Below are 19,451 nucleotides of genomic sequence, written 5' to 3'. Positions count from 1 at the left end.
AATTTCAACCTAACATATCCATCCCAATGCATATCGTCCATTCTCGTAATATTTTTAATTATTGAATATATTTTTGTGTTTTAAAAAGTACTATGTATACTTATATAAATAAACACAATCATGAAATCGGTCATATTATTCCTTATTCTTTCTTTTTTGTTGTACACCTCAAGTAATGCGCAGGTCATCACAGAAGACTTCCTATTGAGAAAAACCTCTTATAGCAACAGCTTTGGTAATGATGTGGCCTCTGCCGGAGATGTGAATGGAGATGGGTTCATGGACATAGTTGTTGGTGAGATATACTATAATAATGATTTAGATGGTGCTGTCCATGTATATTATGGTTCGCAAAATGGCTTCTCAAATAGTCCGAGTTGGACATATGCCCCTCAAGAGTATCGAGCTTATGTAGGAATAAGTGTTGATGGTGCAGGTGATATTAATGGTGACGGATATGATGATATTATTGTTGGTGCTTCTGGTTGGAGAGTAAATTCAACTGGAAAAGGTAACGTACTGGTGTTTTATGGGTCTGCTTCTGGACTTGGGTCCTCGCCAAATTGGAATTTAATAGGGGATTCAGACGGAGCTGCTATGGGATCTGATGTGGCTGGTGTTGGAGATGTTAATGGAGATGGTTATGATGATATTCTTTTTTCAGCCCCCAGATCCAATTATGACAAAAGAGGACATGTATGGCTTTATTATGGTTCATCTACCGGAGTATCATCCAATTTCATCTTTATGTTCGGAACTGTCTCGAATACTCGCCTTGGTGAGTCCTTAGCCGCTGCTGGAGATGTAAATGGAGATGGATATAATGATATTATTGTTGGAGGTCCTGGCTATGATGCTCAAAATGTTGGTAGCGGGCAAGTAAGGGTACACTATGGAAGTCAGACGGGAATCACCTCAATGCCGGACTGGGTCTATGAAGCTCCTCAGGGCCAAAATACAGCTTATCATGTTTCGGGAGTAGGTGACACTAATGGTGATGGCTTCGATGACATCATATTTACTGGATCACATCTTCAAAAATCACAAAAACTGGTGCTTGGCTCGTCCACAGGACTATCTTCCAGTATATCCTGGAGCCTTTCCAATACAAATTTCCCCTACTCAGGTTCTCACATTGCTACAAAAATAGGTGACATTAATGCAGATGGGTTTGACGATATTTTAGCAGCCTCTTCAGGTTCAAACGGATATATCTTCCTGGGAAGTTCAACCGGTCCGGGAAATAGTTATGACCCAATTGTTCAGAATGCTGTTGAAGAAAACTTTGGGACATCCATTAATGCATCTACACTGGGAGACTTAAATGGTGATGGAATAGATGACTTTATAATGGGATTCCCAGACTACCAGCAGTATTACCCTTCCAGCGGGGCTGTTGGTATTTATTATGGCAACACAAATGATGATATGATTGAATCCAGTGACTGGTATGTTGAAGGAAATCTTGACAATGCCAATATGGGTCATGAAGTAGCGAATGCCGGGGATGTTAATGGAGATGGCTGGGAAGATATACTAGTCAGTGCCTGGAAATACAGCAATGGCCATACGAGTGAAGGAGCAGTGTTTCTCTACTATGGTACCTCAAGCGGCATCTCAGATACTCCTGGTTGGAGTGCAGAAGGGAATCAACATAATGCCTTCTTTGGCTATGGCATAAGTACTGCAGGAGATGTTAACAATGATGGCTATGATGACATCATTATTGGCGCCATGGGTTACGATGATGGCCAATCGAATACCGGAAGAGCCTACATATATCATGGCTCAGCCAGTAGATTGAGCAGTTCGGCTAGCCTCATCATCAACGGATTTCAGGTTCAATCATATCTGGGTTCAGATGTTGCTAATGCCGGGGACATTAATGGAGATGGTTACGATGATATAATTGTAGGTGCCTACCAGTATTCAAATGGCACGGATAAAGTTGGGGCAGCCTTTCTTTATCTCGGTTCCAGTACCGGAATTAATATTGCATCGAAAGACACACTGGTATCAGATCAACTGAATTCCTGGTTCGGTAAATCAGTTTCCACTGCAGGAGATATCAATAATGATGGCTATGCAGATGTCTTAATAGGTGCCCCTAAATATGACAGTAATTATACTGATGAAGGTAAAGCCTATCTTTATTTAGGATCAGGCAATGGTATTATAGACACCGCATCCTGGTCCAAAACAGGGAATCAATACAATGCCCAATTTGCATTTGATGTCTCCTGGGCAGGTGACAACAATGATGATGGGTATGATGACATTATTATTGGAGCTTATGGCTATGATGGCGTTTCAGGTTCACTGGAGGGAAGAATTTTTGGGTTTCTTGGTAGCACCAGTGGACTCTCCAGCAATGCTGATTTCGAAGCTTTCTCGCAAGGTAATATTAATGCCCTAGGTAAATCTGTTGCCTATGCAGGCGATTATGACAATGACGGATACGATGACATTGTTGTCGGTGCTGAATCCACCAATTCATCATCAGGGGCGGTTCTAATTTACCAAGGCTCAAGTCAGGGATTAGACTCCATCCCAATCTACCAATACGAGGCCACGCAAACCGGAGCTAAACTTGGGACTAGTGTTTCGTTTGCAGGCGATGTGAACGGTGATGGTGCTTCCGATTTCATTGTTGGAGCTCCTAACTACGATCATGGACATAGCAATGAAGGAGGGGCTTTTTTATTCTATGGTGTCAATTCCTCACAAACCCCACCAAGTCAACCGAATAATGAAGCTATGCTTCCCATTGAAGATAGGGATCCAAAAACTCCAGTATATCCAAACCCATTTCAAAACGAACTTTACTTATACTCTGAAACCGAAATCGAATCGATTATCATGACCAACCTTACAGGTAAAACAGTGTCGGTTGATTTTGCAAAAACCAATGAGAGTGGCTCTTATATAGCTTATGTTGGCACGCTGTCCCCTCAGCTCTATCTACTCACCATTCAAACCAAAGATGGAAAATCGAAAAGAGTAAAAGTGCTGAAGAAATAGGCACTAATTGGGGTCTTAAATCAGTCGGCTTAAAACCTTTTGATCCACTTCACCGTCTTAAAGTCATTATTTGTTTTGTGATCAAAAAACAAATCAATCATGACTCAAGAAATTTTAAGTGGCCAGGAAGAAGTGGTATTACTCTCCGTTGGTAGCCTGGAACCAGAGGCCTATGCTTATGGTCTCAAGAAAGAAATTAAAGATCAGGCCGGATATAATTGGTCTATTGGCACTATTCATACCATACTCTATCGATTGGAAAACAAGGGGCTCTTGAAATCCACCATGGGGGGCTCTTCAGAGAAACGAGGCGGTAGAAGTAAAAGGCTTTACAGTCTCTCAGCCAAGGGGTATCAAATCATTCGTGATATACAGGACACACGACAATCTATGTGGGACAAACTGATCACCAATCGCTCCTAGCCATGTCTTCACCAAAAAGAAGAGAACCACCTGCCCTGGCCTCCTGGCTACTGGATAAACTCCTAGACCATTATTGGTGGCAGGAATTAGCCGGAGACCTGGAGGAACAATTCAGCGATAACTGTGACAACAAGGGGCTGCGAAAGGCGAAATTGATTTTTTGGTTCGAAGTATTCCGTCTCATACGCCCACACCTTTTCAAGAAAAAGCTCAAAAACAACAGTATTATGCTCAGCTACAATCACCTCAAGATTTCATATCGAAACCTGATCAAAAACAAGGTCTTCTCATTTGTCAATATTCTTGGCCTCTCGGTAGGTATTGCCAGTGTTATCCTCATTAGCCTTTATGTTCAGTACGAAACGTCTTATGACAATTTCTTTAAGGATAGTGACAGAATCTACAGGACCGCTCTACACAGGGTATATCCAGATCGGGAAATGTACTTTGGAACCTCACCGGTAACCATGGCCCCAACCTTAAAAGAAAACTACCCTCAGGTTGAATCTGTCACCCGTCTTCACCGGCTTTTCTTCAATAACAACATTACAGTTACTCTTAACGAAAGAAATGAAACTTTTAATGAAACCCGGTTCCTCTATGCCGACTCGGCCTTCTTTGAGGTATTCGACCACAAGTTCTTGGTTGGGAATCCGTTGAATGCGCTTCAGGAAATTGATGCTGTTGTTTTAACCAGAGAAACCGCTATGAAATACTTTGGCACTATTGACATATTGGGTCGAACCATCTCAGCCAATGGTGGTGATCTTAATGTGACCGGTGTAATCGAGAACATTCCCTCGAACTCGCATATACATTTCGACCTTTTAGGTTCTATGTTTTCCTTGCCGTTCATTACCAACGCCATTTCAAGCAATTCGTGGGTCAATCCATGGGTCTATACCTACGTAAAACTCAAAGAAGGTATTTCTGCTGATGAGTTCGAATCCTTATTCCCCAATATGGTCGACCAATTCGGTGGTGCCAATATTGCTCAGAATAACACTCCCGACTGGAAAGCCAAAGGTCACCGTTATGATTACTTCCTTCAGCCGATTGAATCCATTCATTTGGAATCTAATCTCGATGTAGAGGTGGAACCGAATAGTAACCTTTCTTATGTATACATTATTTCAGCTATTGCTGCTGTAATCCTGATTATTTCAACCATCAATTTTATTAATCTTTCTATCGCCAGATCAACGGAAAGAGCTAAAGAAGTAGGAATTAGAAAAGTGGTTGGTTCTCAAAGAGGTACTATTATCAATCAGTTCCTGACCGAAGCTGTTTTCATTTGCTTTATCTCTGCGGTAGTTGCTATAGGGATTGTCTTGTTAGTTGTTCCTCAATTCAATCAAATACTAAACACCAATCTTCAAACTGCACAAATGCTCAATCCGGTGGCTATCGGCTTAATCTTAGCCTTCATTCTTCTGGTTGGTATCATATCAGGTCTGTATCCGGCATTAGTTATTTCGGGCATTAACCCAGCTAAGGTGTTAAAAGGCAATTATAAGAGTTCAGGTAAGGGAGTGTGGCTACGTAACAGCCTCATTACATTGCAATTCATTGTATCGATCATCATGATATCGGGATCGATTGTTATTAGTAGCCAGATGAATTACCTGAGCACCAAGGACCTGGGCTTTAATAAAAGTAACCTCCTACTCATTAAACAATCATTTACCCTGGGGCAAGACTACAACGCATTTAAGAACTCCATCTTACAAAATCCAAATGTTTCCGCTGTTGGCGGGTCCATTTACATGCCCGGAGAGTTTCACGGCAGTAATGTCTTTGAGGTACTGAATAGTGAAGCCTCCGATATCCGGGTGAACACAGTAACCGTAGATGATGACTATATCAACACCATGGAATTCAATATCATAGAAGGACGGGGGTTTGAAAAAGACTTTAATGATTCCCTAAGTATCATTGTCAATCAGGCCGCTTTAAGAGCACTGGGAATTGATAAAGGCGTTGGGGTCAAGTTGAAAAACTTTGCCGGGAACAATACGGGACCATTGCCGGAATTCACCATAGTAGGAGTAGTTAGCGATTATAACTTCTACTCCCTTCACTCCGAAGTGGCACCTATTGCTATCTTCAATGGTAGCACACAGTTTATTCCACCCGTTACGGCAGTAAGACTCAACACACCTGATCCATCTACCGCTATCCAGTATATTTCACAGCAGTGGGAAGAATTTAATGAGGCTGAGTTCAGCTACTCATTTATTGAAGACGACCTGAATATGCAGTATGAATCGGACCGCAAATCGGCCTCTGTTTTCGACATATTTACTATCGTAGCCATTATCATGTCTTGTACAGGCCTCTTCGGGCTGGCAACTTACGTGATTAACCAAAGGATTAAAGAAATGAGTATTAGAAAGGTTCTGGGAGCCTCCTTACCCAACCTGATTAAGGTATTCTCTAAGGAATTTCTATTGCTCATCGGGGTTGCCTTCCTGATTGCAAGCCCTATCTCCTACCTGGCACTGGAAAAATGGCTTGATGGTTTTGCCTACCACATCAGCATCAGCTTTCTGGCCTTTATACTAGCCGGCTCCATTACAATGATATTGGTATTCCTTACTGTGAGTTATCAGGCCATAAAAGTGGCCGTTCTCAACCCTACCAAAACTTTGCGAATGGATTAAAACATATGTTTCCTGAAGGATATCTCTTTTGTTGCCTTATTCAGCTAAATTCAAATTAACTTGAACTGTGCGGCATGATGCTGAGTTCATTTTTTAGAATCAAACAACAATTGAGAATATGAATCAACTTACTTTCAGAAACGGAGATAAAATAGATGCTATCGGTCTTGGCACCTGGAAATCTACTCCGGTAGAGGTTTATAAGGCCATTAGAGAAGCTATTAAAATAGGTTATCGCCATATTGACTGTGCCTGGATATATCAGAACGAGGCTGAAATCGGAGAAGCCTTTCAAGATGCTTTCAAAGCAGGTGACGTAAAAAGAGAGGAGCTTTTCATCACCTCTAAATTATGGAACACCTATCATCATCCTGATGATGTTGAAAGTAATATTAACGAAACCCTTAAGAACCTTCAGCTGGATTACCTGGATTTATACCTGATGCACTGGCCGGTTGCAGTAAAGAAAGGAGTCACCACCGTTGAGTCAGCAGATGACTTCATCAGCCTGAAAGAAATTCCTCTGATTGATACCTGGAGAGCCATGGAAAAACTGGTTGAGAAAGGCCTTACCAAGCATATTGGTGTGTCCAATTTCAATATCCCGAAAATTCAGGGGCTTATCGATGCAGGTGGTATGGTTCCGGAAATGAATCAGGTAGAATCACACCCTCTGTTGGCGCAAAACGAGTTACTGGAGTTTTGCAAACGCAATCAAATACTCTACACAGCCTACTCTCCTCTAGGATCAAGAGATCGTTCTCCCGGAATGAAAAGTGGTGATGAACCGGATATGTTTGAAATACCAAGAGTTAAAGCCATTGCTGAAAATCATGGTGTTCATCCTGCACAAATCCTGATCAAATGGGCCGAAGCACGTGGCACTGCTGTTATTCCTAAATCGGTGAACCCCGAACGTTTAAAAGCGAATCTTGAATCTGCCAACATCCCTCTCAGTGACTATGAAATCATGGAGTTGAATAAGTTGGATATGGGTTACAGGTTCATCAATGGTAAATTCTGGGAAAGAGAAGGAGGTCCTTATACGGCAGAAAGCCTTTGGAATGATTAACGAACAGGCATAAAAAAACCCCGGCTAAGCCGGGGTTGGGTAATCAAAAATCTATAATACTTAAACTATATTTTCTTGACGTTAACAGCATTTACGCCTTTTCTGCCTTCTTCTGTGTCGAAAGAAACTTTGTCGTCTTTTTCAATTGCATCGATCGTACCTGATACGTGAACAAAGACATCTTTTTGGGTTTCATCATCAACGATAAAGCCGAAGCCTTTGTCATCATTGAAGAATTTTACGGTACCTGTTTTCATTGTAACTTGTAATAAATAAAATAATTAATGCATCAAAGCTAGTAATTAGTTTGACACTGCCTACTAAGGAACGATGAAAAGACTGTTAATTGTTCGTCATGCCAAATCAAGTTGGGACTTTCCGCATCTTTCTGATTATGAGAGACCTTTGAATGACAGAGGCCAAAGAGATGTGCCAGATATGGCCAGGCGTCTGTTCTTAACAGACATCCAACCTCAACTCATTATTTCATCACCTGCTAACCGCGCTATCACAACAGCCATGGGTTTTGCCAGCCAGTTGGGCTTCTCAAAATCTGATATCATTCAAGATGAAGACCATTACCATGCTTCAAGCAATACTCTACTCAGGTTGATAAAGGCTTTCGATGATCAATATGACTGCATCATGATCTTTGGTCATAATCCCGGCCTAACCTACCTCATCAATGAATTGTCTGATTTTCAGTTAGATAATCTGCCAACGTGTGCCATTTGCGGTATTGAATTCTCTGTACAGTCATGGCGGGAAGTAAGTAGAGGCTCAGGGCACAAGTTCTTCTATGACTTTCCAAAGTCGAAAGGTTGGTCATAAAAAATGCCATCCTTTTGGGATGGCAATGAATTACTATTTAGCTCTTATAATTACAGAATAAACTCACTCAAATCTTTATTCTGGACCAAACCATCCAATCGATCCTGCACCATTTCTTTGGTCACAACCACTTTGGCATTTGGCGGAATTTGTTCAGGAATATCAAACAGAATATCGTTCAACAGTCGGCTCATCACTGTATGTAATCTTCTCGCTCCAATATTCTCAACCTCTTCATTGATCTTAAAAGCAATTTTTGCAATCTCCTGCAAAGCCTCATCTGTATACTCCAGGCTCACGTCTTCCGAGCCAATCAATGCCATATACTGCTTGGTCAATGCATTTTTTGGTTCTTTCAATATCTGATAGAAATGCTCTTCCGTCAAACTGTTGAGTTCAACCCTGATTGGGAATCGTCCCTGTAATTCAGGAATCAGGTCAGAAGGCTTAGCCACATGAAAAGCACCAGCAGCAATAAAAAGGATATGGTCTGTATTAATAATCCCATACTTGGTGTTTACAGCACTACCTTCGACAATAGGAAGCAAGTCACGCTGCACCCCTTCACGACTCACGTCAGGACCACCTCCGCCTTTTTTCGAAGATCCCGCAATCTTATCTACCTCATCAATAAAAATGATTCCGGTGTTTTCAGCCTTTTTAATGGCCTCTTCCTTCACCTCGTCCATATCGATGAGCTTAGAGCTTTCTTCTTCCAGAAGGAGCTTCTTCGCTTCTTCAATCGTTACTTTTCTCTTCTTACTCTTTTTAGGCAACATGTTTTGCAACATGTCCTGCAGGTTGATCATAGATGCTTCATCCATTCCTCCACCAACCATACCAATACCATTACCCTGAGGAGCCTGTACTGAAATCTCGATTTTTCTATCATCAATCTCTCCGTTTCTGATCTTTTCTCTGAAACGTTCCCGTGTCCTCTCGTTCAATTCAGCATCACTCATTTTCTCTGAGTCTTCCTGCTCTCCGTTGTTTTGGGAAACAGAAGGTCTGGTATTTCTAACCGGTGGAATAAGCGCATCGAGGATGATATCTTCAACAGCCTGTTCAGCCTTTACCTTTACTTCTTCCTTTTTGGTCTGTTTTACCAGTTTAACTGACTGCTCCACGAGGTCACGAACCATGCTTTCGACATCACGTCCCACATAACCTACTTCTGTAAACTTGGAAGCCTCAACTTTAGTAAACGGTGCATCGGCAATCTTGGCAAGCCGTCTGGCAATTTCTGTTTTACCTACACCGGTGGCACCGATCATCAGGATATTGTTAGGTACAATTTCACGCTGCATATCACTTTTCACATGCATACGTCTCCACCGATTCCTTAGGGCAATGGCTACATTCTTCTTGGCCTCGTTCTGACCGATAATATATTTATCGAGTTCCGCCACAATCTGGCGGGGTGTTAAGAAATTCTGATCAATCATTAGTTCTTTTTTTTATAAGTCCATTCAGGTCCATATTGAGCTGAAAGGTATTGCTGCCACCGGCAGCATGATATAGTGCCCTGCTAAAGGCAAATTCAAATCGTTTGGTTCTAAACATAAAGCCAAATGAAAAGCCTGCACCTCCATTGGCTCCGTTTTGATTTTTCAATTCCTGCCTGATGAGGTGATTATACCCCAGTCGGGCCTGGAAATTAGGTGACAATAATATTTCCGTACCAAAAACCAACCTTCTGAAGATTTCCTCAGAAAAGCCCGGTTCATCATCTTCTCCCAATAGGACGTTGCTTGACGCATCATAGTAAACTACATCTGCCCTATTGAGGTTTCTGGCTGCCAGCGAAAACCTAAAAGGCATAAATTCAGGCTTGTAACTGAGCCCCAACTGAACATCAAGAGGTAGCTGGCTATTATTTCCGTCAATATAGTCAGACAGCAGAACTCCCAGATTTCTCACCAGAAAGCCAACTGTAAGATCCTTCTCAGGATGCTTAAAAGTTCCTCCCAAATCGAAAATTAGAGCACTGGCCTGAAAAGAGGCTAAATCTGAAGAGGCCAGCTTAAGATTAGCACCTACCGAAAAGGGACCAAAGCGCTGCATATTTCCTACAGAAAACACATACTCATGTACCTTGAAGCTACCATTTAGAAACCCATCCTGATCGAAGCTTTCAATGTCTCCATAATTCAAATAGCCCACATTGAGCGACCACGTTCCATAGTGTTCAAAATTCCGAATGTAGCTGACTGAAGTATTGGCGATATCGGCAAAATAACTTAGCCTCGATACCACCAACCGATTATGCATTTCACTTCCTAATAATGCAGGATTATAAATGGCCTGAGCCGGATCATCCCAACCCGAAGTCAGGTTCACTCCTCCCAAAGCCGCTAACCTTGCGTTAGAAGGCAGGTTTAGATACTCAAACGCCCTGCTACCTCCCAGCTGTGCTTTTGCCGGAAGTTGAATGGCAAAAGCTGAAAGGACAAGTAACAGTAGACGTTTTTTCATATGCCGGTTTAACGAAAGATAAGCCTTATCAGTCTTCTAATACAAAAGAGATCGGATTGCTTACTTTTTGATTCAATAGAGCAATTTCTAAAACTTCTTCCGCTTTCTCTACAAAATGGAATGTCAATCCTTTGATGTATTGCTCACCAATTTCCTTGATATCCTTCTCATTTCTTTCTGATAGAATAATCTCTTTGATTCCGGCTCTTTTTGCTGCCAGTATTTTCTCTTTGATTCCACCAACCGGAAGCACATTACCTTTCAAAGTGATCTCCCCCGTCATGGCAATCTTATTTCTCACCTTTCTCTGGGTAAAGAGAGAAGCGAGAGCGGTTAGCATGGTAATACCCGCACTAGGCCCATCTTTTGGTACAGCTCCGGCCGGAACATGGACATGAAGGTCATATTTATCAAAAATGCGATAGTCTATATTCAATGACTCGGCATTAGACTTTAAGTAAGAAATGGCCGCCATAGCTGACTCCTTCATCACATCGCCTAGTTGGCCTGACAGAGTAAGTTTACCCTTTCCTCTGCTTAGACTCGACTCAATGAACAGAATCTCTCCACCAACTGCTGTCCAGGCCAGACCCGTCACTACTCCGGCCGACTTATTATCCTGGTAAATCTCCTTATCGAACCTTTTGCCTCCCAATACTTCTTCTATGTATTCCGGAGTGGCCTTTTTCGGGTATTCTTCCTCCATAGCAATGGACTTAGCCACTGACCTCACCACAGATCCTATTACTCTCTCCAAACTTCTTACACCGCTTTCCCGGGTATAACCTTCAATCAAGAATTGAATAGATTTTTTATCCAGGCTAAAATCCTTAGCCTTTAGACCATGCTCCTTCTTTTGCTTAGGAATCAGGTGCCTTTTTGCGATTTCAATCTTTTCTTCGATTGTATAGCCACTCACCTCAATGATTTCCATTCTGTCACGCAATGCAGGCTGAATAGTGTCCAGTGCATTGGCGGTAGCTATGAAAAGCACCTTAGACAGGTCGTATTCAACCTCAAGGTAGTTATCGGTAAACTCGCTGTTCTGCTCAGGGTCCAGTACTTCAAGAAGTGCGGACGATGGATCTCCTCTAAAGTTAGAGTTGACCTTATCGATCTCATCCAGTACAAACACCGGATTAGAGTATTTCGATTTCTTGATATTCTGAATCACCTTTCCCGGCATAGCACCTACATAGGTTTTTCTATGTCCTCGGATTTCAGCCTCATCATGAACACCACCCAATGACATCCTGACATATTGTCTACCCAGGGCCTTTGCAATAGATCGTCCTAATGAAGTCTTACCAACTCCGGGAGGGCCATAAAGGCAAAGGATCGGACCTTTCAGATCATTCTTTAATTTCAGTACTGCTAAGTACTCCAGAATTCTGTCTTTGACCTTTTCAAGACCGAAGTGGTCATTGTCTAATATTTTCTTAGCTCGCTTCAGATCGAGGTTATCTTCTGAGTATTCCTCCCAGGGAAGATCAACCATCATTTCGGCATAATTCATGGCAATCGGATACTCCGCAGCCATATGATTCATGCGTAAAATTTTGTCTAGCTCCTTATCAAAGTGCTTGGCAATTTTTTCAGGCCACTTCTTCTTTCTTCCCTTTTCCCGCAGGGCTTCAACCTCACGTTCTGGGCCATCTTCTCCCAACTCATTTTGCAAGACTTTCATCTGCTGACGGAGGAAGTAATCTCTCTGCTGCTGATCGATATCGGAGTGAACTTTATTCTGGATTTCGCTCTTCAATTCCAGCATTTGCATCTCCTTCATGAGGTATTGAAGCAAACGTGTAGCTCTTTCTACCCCATCATTGATCTCCAGCAAAATCTGCTTATCCTTAGCTTCAGCATTGATATTGGAAGAAAGGAAATGCACAAGGAAGCTAGCCTTCTCAATGTTTTCCAGGGCTACCTGAGCTTCTTTCGGAATTTCAGGGTTAAGGGCCATAATTCTGTTGGCAGTATCTCTGATAGACTGAATGATGGCTTTGACCTCCTTGTTCGGTCGCTTCGGAAAATTCTCTTTCAGGTACTCAACACTGGCTTTAAGTACTGGTGACTCCTGAGTCAGCTCATTCACCAAAAAGCGCTGCTTTCCCTGTACAATAATGGTAGTGTTTCCATCAGGCAAAACCAGCATCTTCACTATTTTGGCTACAGTGCCTATGGCGAAAAGGTCCTGGGATTTGGGGTCATCTACCTTTGGATTCTTCTGGGTAAGAATACCAATGATCTTATCTCCTTTATAGGCTTGTTTTACAACCCTTATTGATTTCTGTCTGCCAATGGTAATCGGAATGAGTACCCCTGGAAACAGTACTGTATTTCTTACGGCAAGAATGGGCAATTCTTCAGGAAGGCCTTCCTGTTCCAGTGAATCGTCTTCATCAGGAGCAATCATCTGGATCAGTTCTTCTCCGTCTTCACTTATTTCACCAGCGAGAATATTGCCTATCATTTGTCTATCTATCTTCATATTCAGATGTCAACATGACACACTGTGTCATACTTTTATGAGGCCAACGTAAATTGCAAGCCCTATGCCAAAGCAAGTTTTGGCAGTAGGTGGCCTTTTGATTGTTGTGAAATGCTCGTAACTTACCTATAATTACTTTCACCTACTTACACAACTAAGCGCGAGATATGCTTAAACGAGGACTCCTATATTCACTCGTTTTACTCTGTTGCTATTGCCCGACAGTCTATGGACAGCTATTCGGTAAAAAAAAGAAGGATCGTAAGGCAGAAAAGGTAGAGCTTAGTTCAGATTCCATCTCTATTGAGATCACCGATCTCAAGTTCAAGAACATCAATGGTGATCCGGTTTACATCAACAAAAAGCTTCAAAATAAAATCGAAGAGCTGGATAAGGCTGAGAAATGGGAGGAACTTTATCCTTTACTCCGGGAGTACGTATCCAATTTCGGCACTCAAAATTTCGCCCATCAAACTTATTACATCTGGCGACTGGCCAAGCTGACTGAGGTCTTTGGTTCACCTGAACAAGCCAAACCACTCTACTCGCTGGTCCTTAAGCATCATCGCAGAGGTTTGAATATCTCAGAAGTATTGGCCAGGTATGACTCTTTGAATCGTGATCGAAAGGAATATTATGTCCCATTAGATTATTACTATGACCTGGTAGAATTCAGAAGACAGGTGGATACTTTAATTCCCCCTCGAGGTATTTTAACCACCATGGGACCTATGGTTAACTCCGATAATGAGGATTATGCTCCTATGGTAGCCAAAGGCGATTCCGTACTGATCTTCACCTCCAAACGCAACTCAGTCAATACTGGCATCAACAAGTACATCAATGAAGACATATTCATTACGAAGCTTGAAAATGGTAATTGGGGAAAGGCCGACATGTTTGAGCGGATCAATTCCCGCTATAACGAAGGTTCAGGTTACCTCACCCGCAACGGTAAAGAATTGTTTTTCTCCCGATGCGAATCTCCTGATGGTTTGGGCAATTGCGATCTCTACTATTCTCAATACCAGGGAGACACGCTCTGGACTGAACCCGAAAATCTGGGTACTACAGTAAACTCCGATGGATGGGATTCTCACCCCACACTCAATGTAACTGAAGACACCCTATACTTTTCTTCAGACCGAAGAGGTGGCTTTGGCCTGGCCGATCTCTATTATTCTGTGAGAGGCAATAAAGGCAAATGGGGTGAAGCCCAAAACCTGGGGCCTATTATTAACACCCGAGGCAACGAAGTCAGCCCATTCTTTCACCCGCAACATAATGTGCTTTATTTCAGCTCAAATGGTCAGTTATTGAACTTTGGAGACTACGACATTTACAAAAGCTATCATATTGAGGGAGGCTGGTCAGAACCTATTAACATTGGCCCCTTAGTCAACGGCATAGGCACAGAATTCTACTTCTCCATTGACAATGAATCTAATTACATCTACTACGCTCGCTCCGAAGAGGAGAGCATGAAGAATCTCGACCTGTATTCCTTTCCCCTCCCCATGGAAGGACAGCCGCTCGCAACTACGCGCTTTTCAGGTCGACTAAAAACGCTTACGGGTAAAGTACCTCAAAATGCAGTCGTATCCATCATTGATCTGGATGAAGGCATAGAGGTAGCTCCTAAATTCGCCAGAGATGATGGTACTTTTGAATTCGATCTGATTAATAATCGTAACTACCTGCTCATCGTACAGGGCGATGACTTCTTTAGACTGGAAAAACTCTTTTTCCTTGAAGGAGATACTGAGTATGAAGGCGTGGTAGAAAGAGTGGCCAGTACAATCGAATTTGCCTCTTTAGAATTCACCAATGGCAGTGCTGAAATTCTTCCAGAGATGCATCAGGATTTACAAAAGGTTATTGACTTCCTGATCGACCACCCGACCTTTAAATTGAATATATCGGGACATACAGATTCAAGTGGTAGTGCTATTCTCAATCTAAAGCTCTCTCAGCAAAGAGCTGATGCCATCAAGCGCTTTATTGTGAATAGGGGAAATATTCAAGAGAATAGAATCTTCGCTATTGGCTATGGAAGTGAGAAGCCAATTATAAAAGAGGAAAAGACAGACGAAGACCGTAAATTAAATAGGCGGGTCGAGTTTGAAATTTACCGCGACCCGCCTAAGGATAATTTATCTTCTACAGGGAATGACTAAGGAATTGTCTAGATTCCGAAAAGCTTTAAAATATCATTACCGAATACAAAGACCATTAAGGCCAAAAGGATAACCATACCTACCTTTTGAGCTCCTTCGAGGAATTTATCAGAAGGTGCTGAACCCGAAACCATTTCATACAACAGGAACATCACATGCCCCCCATCCAAAGCCGGAATAGGCAATAGATTCATGAAGGCGAGAATCATTGAAATGAAACCGGTTGTATACCAGAAAGCATTCCAATCCCAGGTTTTAGGGAACATATTAACGATACCAATAGGACCGCTCAAAGATCTTGGGTTTACATCGCCACTAAACATCTTACCCAATGCTTTAGCATTGAGGATTACAGCTCCGAAAGCTTTTTCTGTGCCCCTTGTAACTGCTTCTCCGAAAGTGTAAGAATCTCTTGCCGGCTCTATTAATCCACCCGCATAGAACCCTAAGGTAGAGTCAGGATTGATAGCGTATGTATCTTCGAAAGTATCATCTCCACGCTGTATTGTCAGCGTAACATCCTGTCCGGCATACTGACCTGTCAAAGCCTGGTATTCATCATAGAATTTAACACCCTGATCGTTGATTTTCAGGATTTTATCACCCTTCTGCAAATTAAGCGTTGAACCTTCAGGTAATTCATTTACCGCAAACTCATATCGTGGGTAGATAAAGTTTAGCTCAAATTCTTCATCATTCAGTTCATTGATAAAGCCTTGGGGTACTTTCACGTCAAGCACTTCACCATTTCGCTCAACAGTCCAATAAGCGTCAGAATTAAGTAAGGTTTCACCACTGTAGATATCCGAAACCCTGTCGTAATCTTCACCATTAACCTTCAGCACCTTATCACCAGTCTGAAGACCCGCTTCCTGAGCAATGCTTCCGGCAACAATTCCTTGTTCTTTAGTGTATTTGGCAGGCAAGTATGTTTCACCCAGATTATAAGTGAGGATTATAAAGGCAATCACACCAGCAACGACATTCACTATAATTCCGCCAAGCATCACAATCAGACGCTGCCAGGCCGGCTTGGAACGAAACTCCCATGGCTGAGGTGGCCCTGCCATCTGCTCTTTATCCATTGATTCGTCAATCATACCGGAGATTTTCACAAAACCTCCAAGTGGAATGGCTCCAAGGCCATATTCTGTTTCGCCTTTTTTAAATGAGAATAGAGTGGGAGGAAAACCGATAAAGAACTTCTCCACCTTCATTCCGAACATTTTGGCAGTAAGCATATGCCCCGCCTCATGTATCCCTACTAAAATTGATAATGCCAGCAGCAGCTGAGCGATTTGAACTATGTTTTCCATTAATTATTTATATGCGTTAGCAAAACGTCTTGACTCCTCGTCCGATCGGACATAGTCTTCATACGAAGGGCTCTTCAGAAAAGATACCTTTTGCATGCAATCTGCAACCAAGTCAGACATTTCCAAAAAGCCAATCTCATCTTTTAAAAACTTTTCTACTGCCACTTCATTAGCAGCATTTAATATACAAGGCATATTCCCCCCCTGATCCAGCGCCTCGAATGCCAGCTTCAGGTTTCTGAAAGTATCCATATCCGGTTGCTCAAAGGTCAGCTGAGGATAGTCGAGGAAGTTGAACCTGGGGAAGTCGGATTTCAATCGCTCGGGATAACCCAGGGCATATTGAATAGGCAACTTCATATCTGGCAAGCCCATCTGCGCTTTCATACTTCCATCTTCAAACTGAACCAGCGAATGGATAATCGATTGCGGGTGAACAATCACCTCTATTTGTTCAGGCCTCAGTGCAAAGAGCCACTTGGCTTCAATGACTTCCAGACCCTTATTCATCAGACTAGCCGAGTCAATCGTGATTTTCGCACCCATCTCCCAATTCGGATGCTTCAATGCCTGCTTCTTGGTTACATGCAATAGCTCATCGCGCGTTTTGCCTCTGAAAGGCCCACCTGAAGCAGTGAGAATAATCTTCTCAATGGGATTATGGAATTCACCCACCAGACATTGGAAGATGGCTGAATGTTCTGAATCTACCGGGTAAATATTAACTGCCTTCTCCTGCGCCAATCGGGTGATTAAATCACCGGCAACCACCAAAGTCTCCTTATTGGCCAGAGCAATATGTTTACCTGCTTCAATGGCCGCAATAGTCGGTTTCAAACCAACATAACCCACCAGGGCAGTCAGCACCATGTGAATGCTATCCATCTGGACCACAGAACAAAGGGCATTGTTACCTGCATACACCTTAATATCCAATGGATCGAGTGCACCGAAGACCTGATCGTACAAATCTTCCTGTCCTATGACCACCACATTGGGCCTGAAAGTTTTAGCCTGAGTAATTAACAGGTCAGCATTTGAACCTGCTGTCAGTACTTCTACCTCAAACTTATCCTGATGTGAACTGATAACTTCCAGTGCCTGGGTGCCTATGGATCCGGTGGAACCTAAAATGGCTATGTGTTTTTTCTCCGAAGTCAAGCAGAAGGTTTTATGATATTGACTGTTAAATCGCTGTATTGTTTGGCAACTACCTCATGAACAGCCCTGCAAATTTAGACCTTTTTCAAAGTGAACCAAACCAAAGAAATAGACCACTGGTTTTAACCCTTAGTGAGGCCTAAGGCCTTTAACCTTAATTAACAATAACCTGAAATCCTTACAGGGTCTGACACGTATTTTTGAATGTCAATAGATCGAAAACTTACAAAATGTCAGTCACCTTGTGCTTTGTATGTTTTTTGTCTGTAGGGCATTGAAGAAAGGAGAAATTTTATGAAAAGTAGTTTCAAAATTATTCTGATAGCATTCCTGAGTGGTCTGGGTGGAGCTTTCCTTTATCAGGAAGTATTGCAACCTACACAGGTCACGGAAGTTGTTCGAGAAGTACCTACCTATCAACAAGCCAATAATCCAAGTACTTACGAACCAGCATATCCATCCACACCAGCGGCCCTTCCGGTAGATTTTCGTGATGCGGCTGAAAAGAGCGTTCATAGTGTGGTATATATTAAGAATCTGCAAAGAGGAAGACGCAGCATGTCATTTATGGATTTCTTCAGCAGGGACATTCCATCTGACGAAGTAGCCGTGGGAAGTGGCTCGGGAGTTATCTATTCAGAAGATGGTTATATCATTACCAATAACCATGTGATCAAAGGTGCAGATGAGATTGAAGTTCAGCACGAGAAAAGAACATACAGAGCCGAGTTAGTCGGAACAGATCCGGATATGGATATTGCAGTACTCAAAATCGATGCTGAGGACCTTCCCGCCATAGACATTGCAAGAAGCAGTTCAGTGAAAGTAGGCGATTGGGTACTGGCAGTAGGTAATCCTTTTAACTTAACCTCTACCGTAACAGCCGGTATAGTTAGTGCATTGGGTGGAGAAGCCAATGCGTTGAGAGAGAACTTCCCTATTGAGCAATACATCCAGACCGATGCAGCCATTAACCCTGGTAACTCAGGCGGTGCCCTGGTAGATATTAATGGAGACCTCATTGGTATTAACACATCCATTATCTCCAGAACAGGCTCTTATGCTGGTTATGGTTTTGCTGTGCCTTCAGACATTGTATTGAAAATTGTTGAAGATCTGAAGAAGTACAAAGTGGTTCAAAAGGCCTTTACCGGAGCTGATGTTCAGGATATTGATGAAAGCATCGCCAGAAAGGCAGGACTCAAAAACCTGAGTGGGGTGCTGGTTGAAAATATCAGAAAAGAGGGAGCTGCCGACAATGCAGGCCTCCGTCCGGGAGACGTAATCAAAAAGATTGAAGGAAGAAGCATCAATAGTAAATCAAGCTTCGAAGAATATATCAGCTCCAAATCGCCTGGTGATGCCGTCAGTGTGCAATATGAGCGTGATGGAAGGATATACGAAACCAACCTTACATTGGAGAATGTTTATGGTGAGACAGAAATAATCTCTGGCGATGAAGCGTTAAGTGCAAGTGATGTTTTCTTCTCTGATTACCTGGGTGCTGAAATGCGCAAACTAAACAGGGCAGAAAAACAGAGATTGAGAACTGAAGTAGGTGTAGTAATCACTGAAATAGATGATGACCGCGGCTTCATGAGACGACTCGACCTGAATGAAGGAGACATCATTTTAGCCATTAACCGCAGAGGGGCAGTAGACCCTGAAGCAGTAGCTAACTTTATACAGAAATATTATGGCCGAATTTATTTCGAGATACTGGATAAAAACGGCAATCAAAGAACACTGACCTATCGGTTTCAGTAATATAGACAGATGAACAAACAAAAACCTGGCTTTTTCTAAGGGCCAGGTTTTTTG

13 protein-coding genes are annotated in these 19,451 nt (G+C 42.5%); 7 read left to right on the top strand and 6 right to left on the bottom strand.

The genetic code is table 11. The features are described from left to right. The first annotated feature begins 120 nt into the window (after positions 1-120). The 4 genes from ACOOEY_RS13275 to ACOOEY_RS13260 all read left to right on the top strand — a co-directional run bounded on the left by ACOOEY_RS13275 (position 121) and on the right by ACOOEY_RS13260 (position 7,179). On the top strand, positions 121-3,021 hold the full coding sequence (locus ACOOEY_RS13275) for an FG-GAP-like repeat-containing protein (protein WP_420385204.1): 2,901 nt from the start codon (positions 121-123) through the stop codon (positions 3,019-3,021). Between the two features lie 99 nt (positions 3,022-3,120). Next, positions 3,121-3,444 (top strand): PadR family transcriptional regulator, encoded by a 324-nt coding sequence (locus tag ACOOEY_RS13270; RefSeq protein ID WP_420385203.1) that lies wholly within the window; start codon positions 3,121-3,123, stop codon positions 3,442-3,444. A gap of 2 nt (positions 3,445-3,446) precedes the next feature. Beyond that, positions 3,447-6,107 (top strand): ABC transporter permease, encoded by a 2,661-nt coding sequence (locus tag ACOOEY_RS13265; RefSeq protein ID WP_420385202.1) that lies wholly within the window; start codon positions 3,447-3,449, stop codon positions 6,105-6,107. A gap of 118 nt (positions 6,108-6,225) precedes the next feature. Further along, positions 6,226-7,179, top strand: a complete 954-nt coding sequence (locus ACOOEY_RS13260) for an aldo/keto reductase (protein ID WP_420385201.1) — start codon at positions 6,226-6,228, stop codon at positions 7,177-7,179. Between the two features lie 65 nt (positions 7,180-7,244). On the opposite strand, the gene ACOOEY_RS13255 is transcribed toward ACOOEY_RS13260, so the two are convergent. Next, on the bottom strand, positions 7,245-7,436 hold the full coding sequence (locus tag ACOOEY_RS13255) for a cold-shock protein (RefSeq protein ID WP_420385200.1): 192 nt from the start codon (positions 7,434-7,436) through the stop codon (positions 7,245-7,247). 73 nt (positions 7,437-7,509) lie between these two features. Here ACOOEY_RS13255 and ACOOEY_RS13250 point away from each other — a divergent pair, with 73 nt between their 5' ends. Then, complete coding sequence (locus ACOOEY_RS13250) at positions 7,510-8,010, top strand: SixA phosphatase family protein (protein WP_420385199.1); 501 nt, start codon at positions 7,510-7,512, stop codon at positions 8,008-8,010. Positions 8,011-8,060: 50 nt separating this feature from the next. Here the strand turns inward: ACOOEY_RS13250 and hslU are convergent, their stop codons facing one another. Genes hslU through lon form a run of 3 tightly spaced genes read right to left on the bottom strand, consistent with a single transcriptional unit; the run spans position 8,061 to position 12,958 of the window. Continuing rightward, positions 8,061-9,455: an ATP-dependent protease ATPase subunit HslU gene (gene hslU / locus ACOOEY_RS13245; protein WP_420385198.1), complete on the bottom strand. Its 1,395-nt coding sequence runs from the start codon at positions 9,453-9,455 to the stop codon at positions 8,061-8,063. Then, the gene (porQ, locus tag ACOOEY_RS13240; protein ID WP_420385197.1) at positions 9,448-10,485 is read right to left on the bottom strand and encodes a type IX secretion system protein PorQ; all 1,038 of its coding nucleotides are present in this window, start codon (positions 10,483-10,485) and stop codon (positions 9,448-9,450) included. The genes hslU and porQ overlap by 8 nt, the downstream gene beginning before the upstream one ends. 28 nt (positions 10,486-10,513) lie before the next feature. Continuing rightward, a complete protein-coding gene (gene lon, locus ACOOEY_RS13235; RefSeq protein WP_420388656.1) occupies positions 10,514-12,958 on the bottom strand; it encodes an endopeptidase La in 2,445 nt (814 codons plus the stop codon). 185 nt (positions 12,959-13,143) lie between these two features. Between lon and ACOOEY_RS13230 the strand changes: the two genes are divergently transcribed. Continuing rightward, positions 13,144-15,153, top strand: coding sequence for an OmpA family protein (locus ACOOEY_RS13230; protein ID WP_420385196.1), 2,010 nt, complete (start codon positions 13,144-13,146; stop codon positions 15,151-15,153). 8 nt (positions 15,154-15,161) lie between these two features. Here ACOOEY_RS13230 and rseP read toward each other — a convergent pair whose 3' ends face one another. Continuing rightward, positions 15,162-16,469 carry an RIP metalloprotease RseP gene (gene rseP, locus ACOOEY_RS13225; protein ID WP_420385195.1) on the bottom strand — a complete coding sequence of 436 codons (1,308 nt, stop codon included), beginning with the start codon at positions 16,467-16,469 and terminating at the stop codon, positions 15,162-15,164. A gap of 3 nt (positions 16,470-16,472) precedes the next feature. Then, entirely contained in the window at positions 16,473-17,630 is a 1,158-nt protein-coding gene (locus tag ACOOEY_RS13220) for a 1-deoxy-D-xylulose-5-phosphate reductoisomerase (RefSeq protein WP_420385194.1), read from the bottom strand. Positions 17,631-17,924: 294 nt separating this feature from the next. Between ACOOEY_RS13220 and ACOOEY_RS13215 the strand changes: the two genes are divergently transcribed. Beyond that, positions 17,925-19,397, top strand: coding sequence for a S1C family serine protease (locus ACOOEY_RS13215; RefSeq protein WP_420385193.1), 1,473 nt, complete (start codon positions 17,925-17,927; stop codon positions 19,395-19,397). Positions 19,398-19,451 lie beyond the last annotated feature (54 nt).

Origin of the sequence: Roseivirga sp., from assembly GCF_965216855.1 — a bacterium.
GTDB lineage: Bacteria > Bacteroidota > Bacteroidia > Cytophagales > Cyclobacteriaceae > Roseivirga.
Note: the sequence above shows the minus strand (reverse complement) of the source record. Positions and strands in the feature narration are given on the sequence as shown.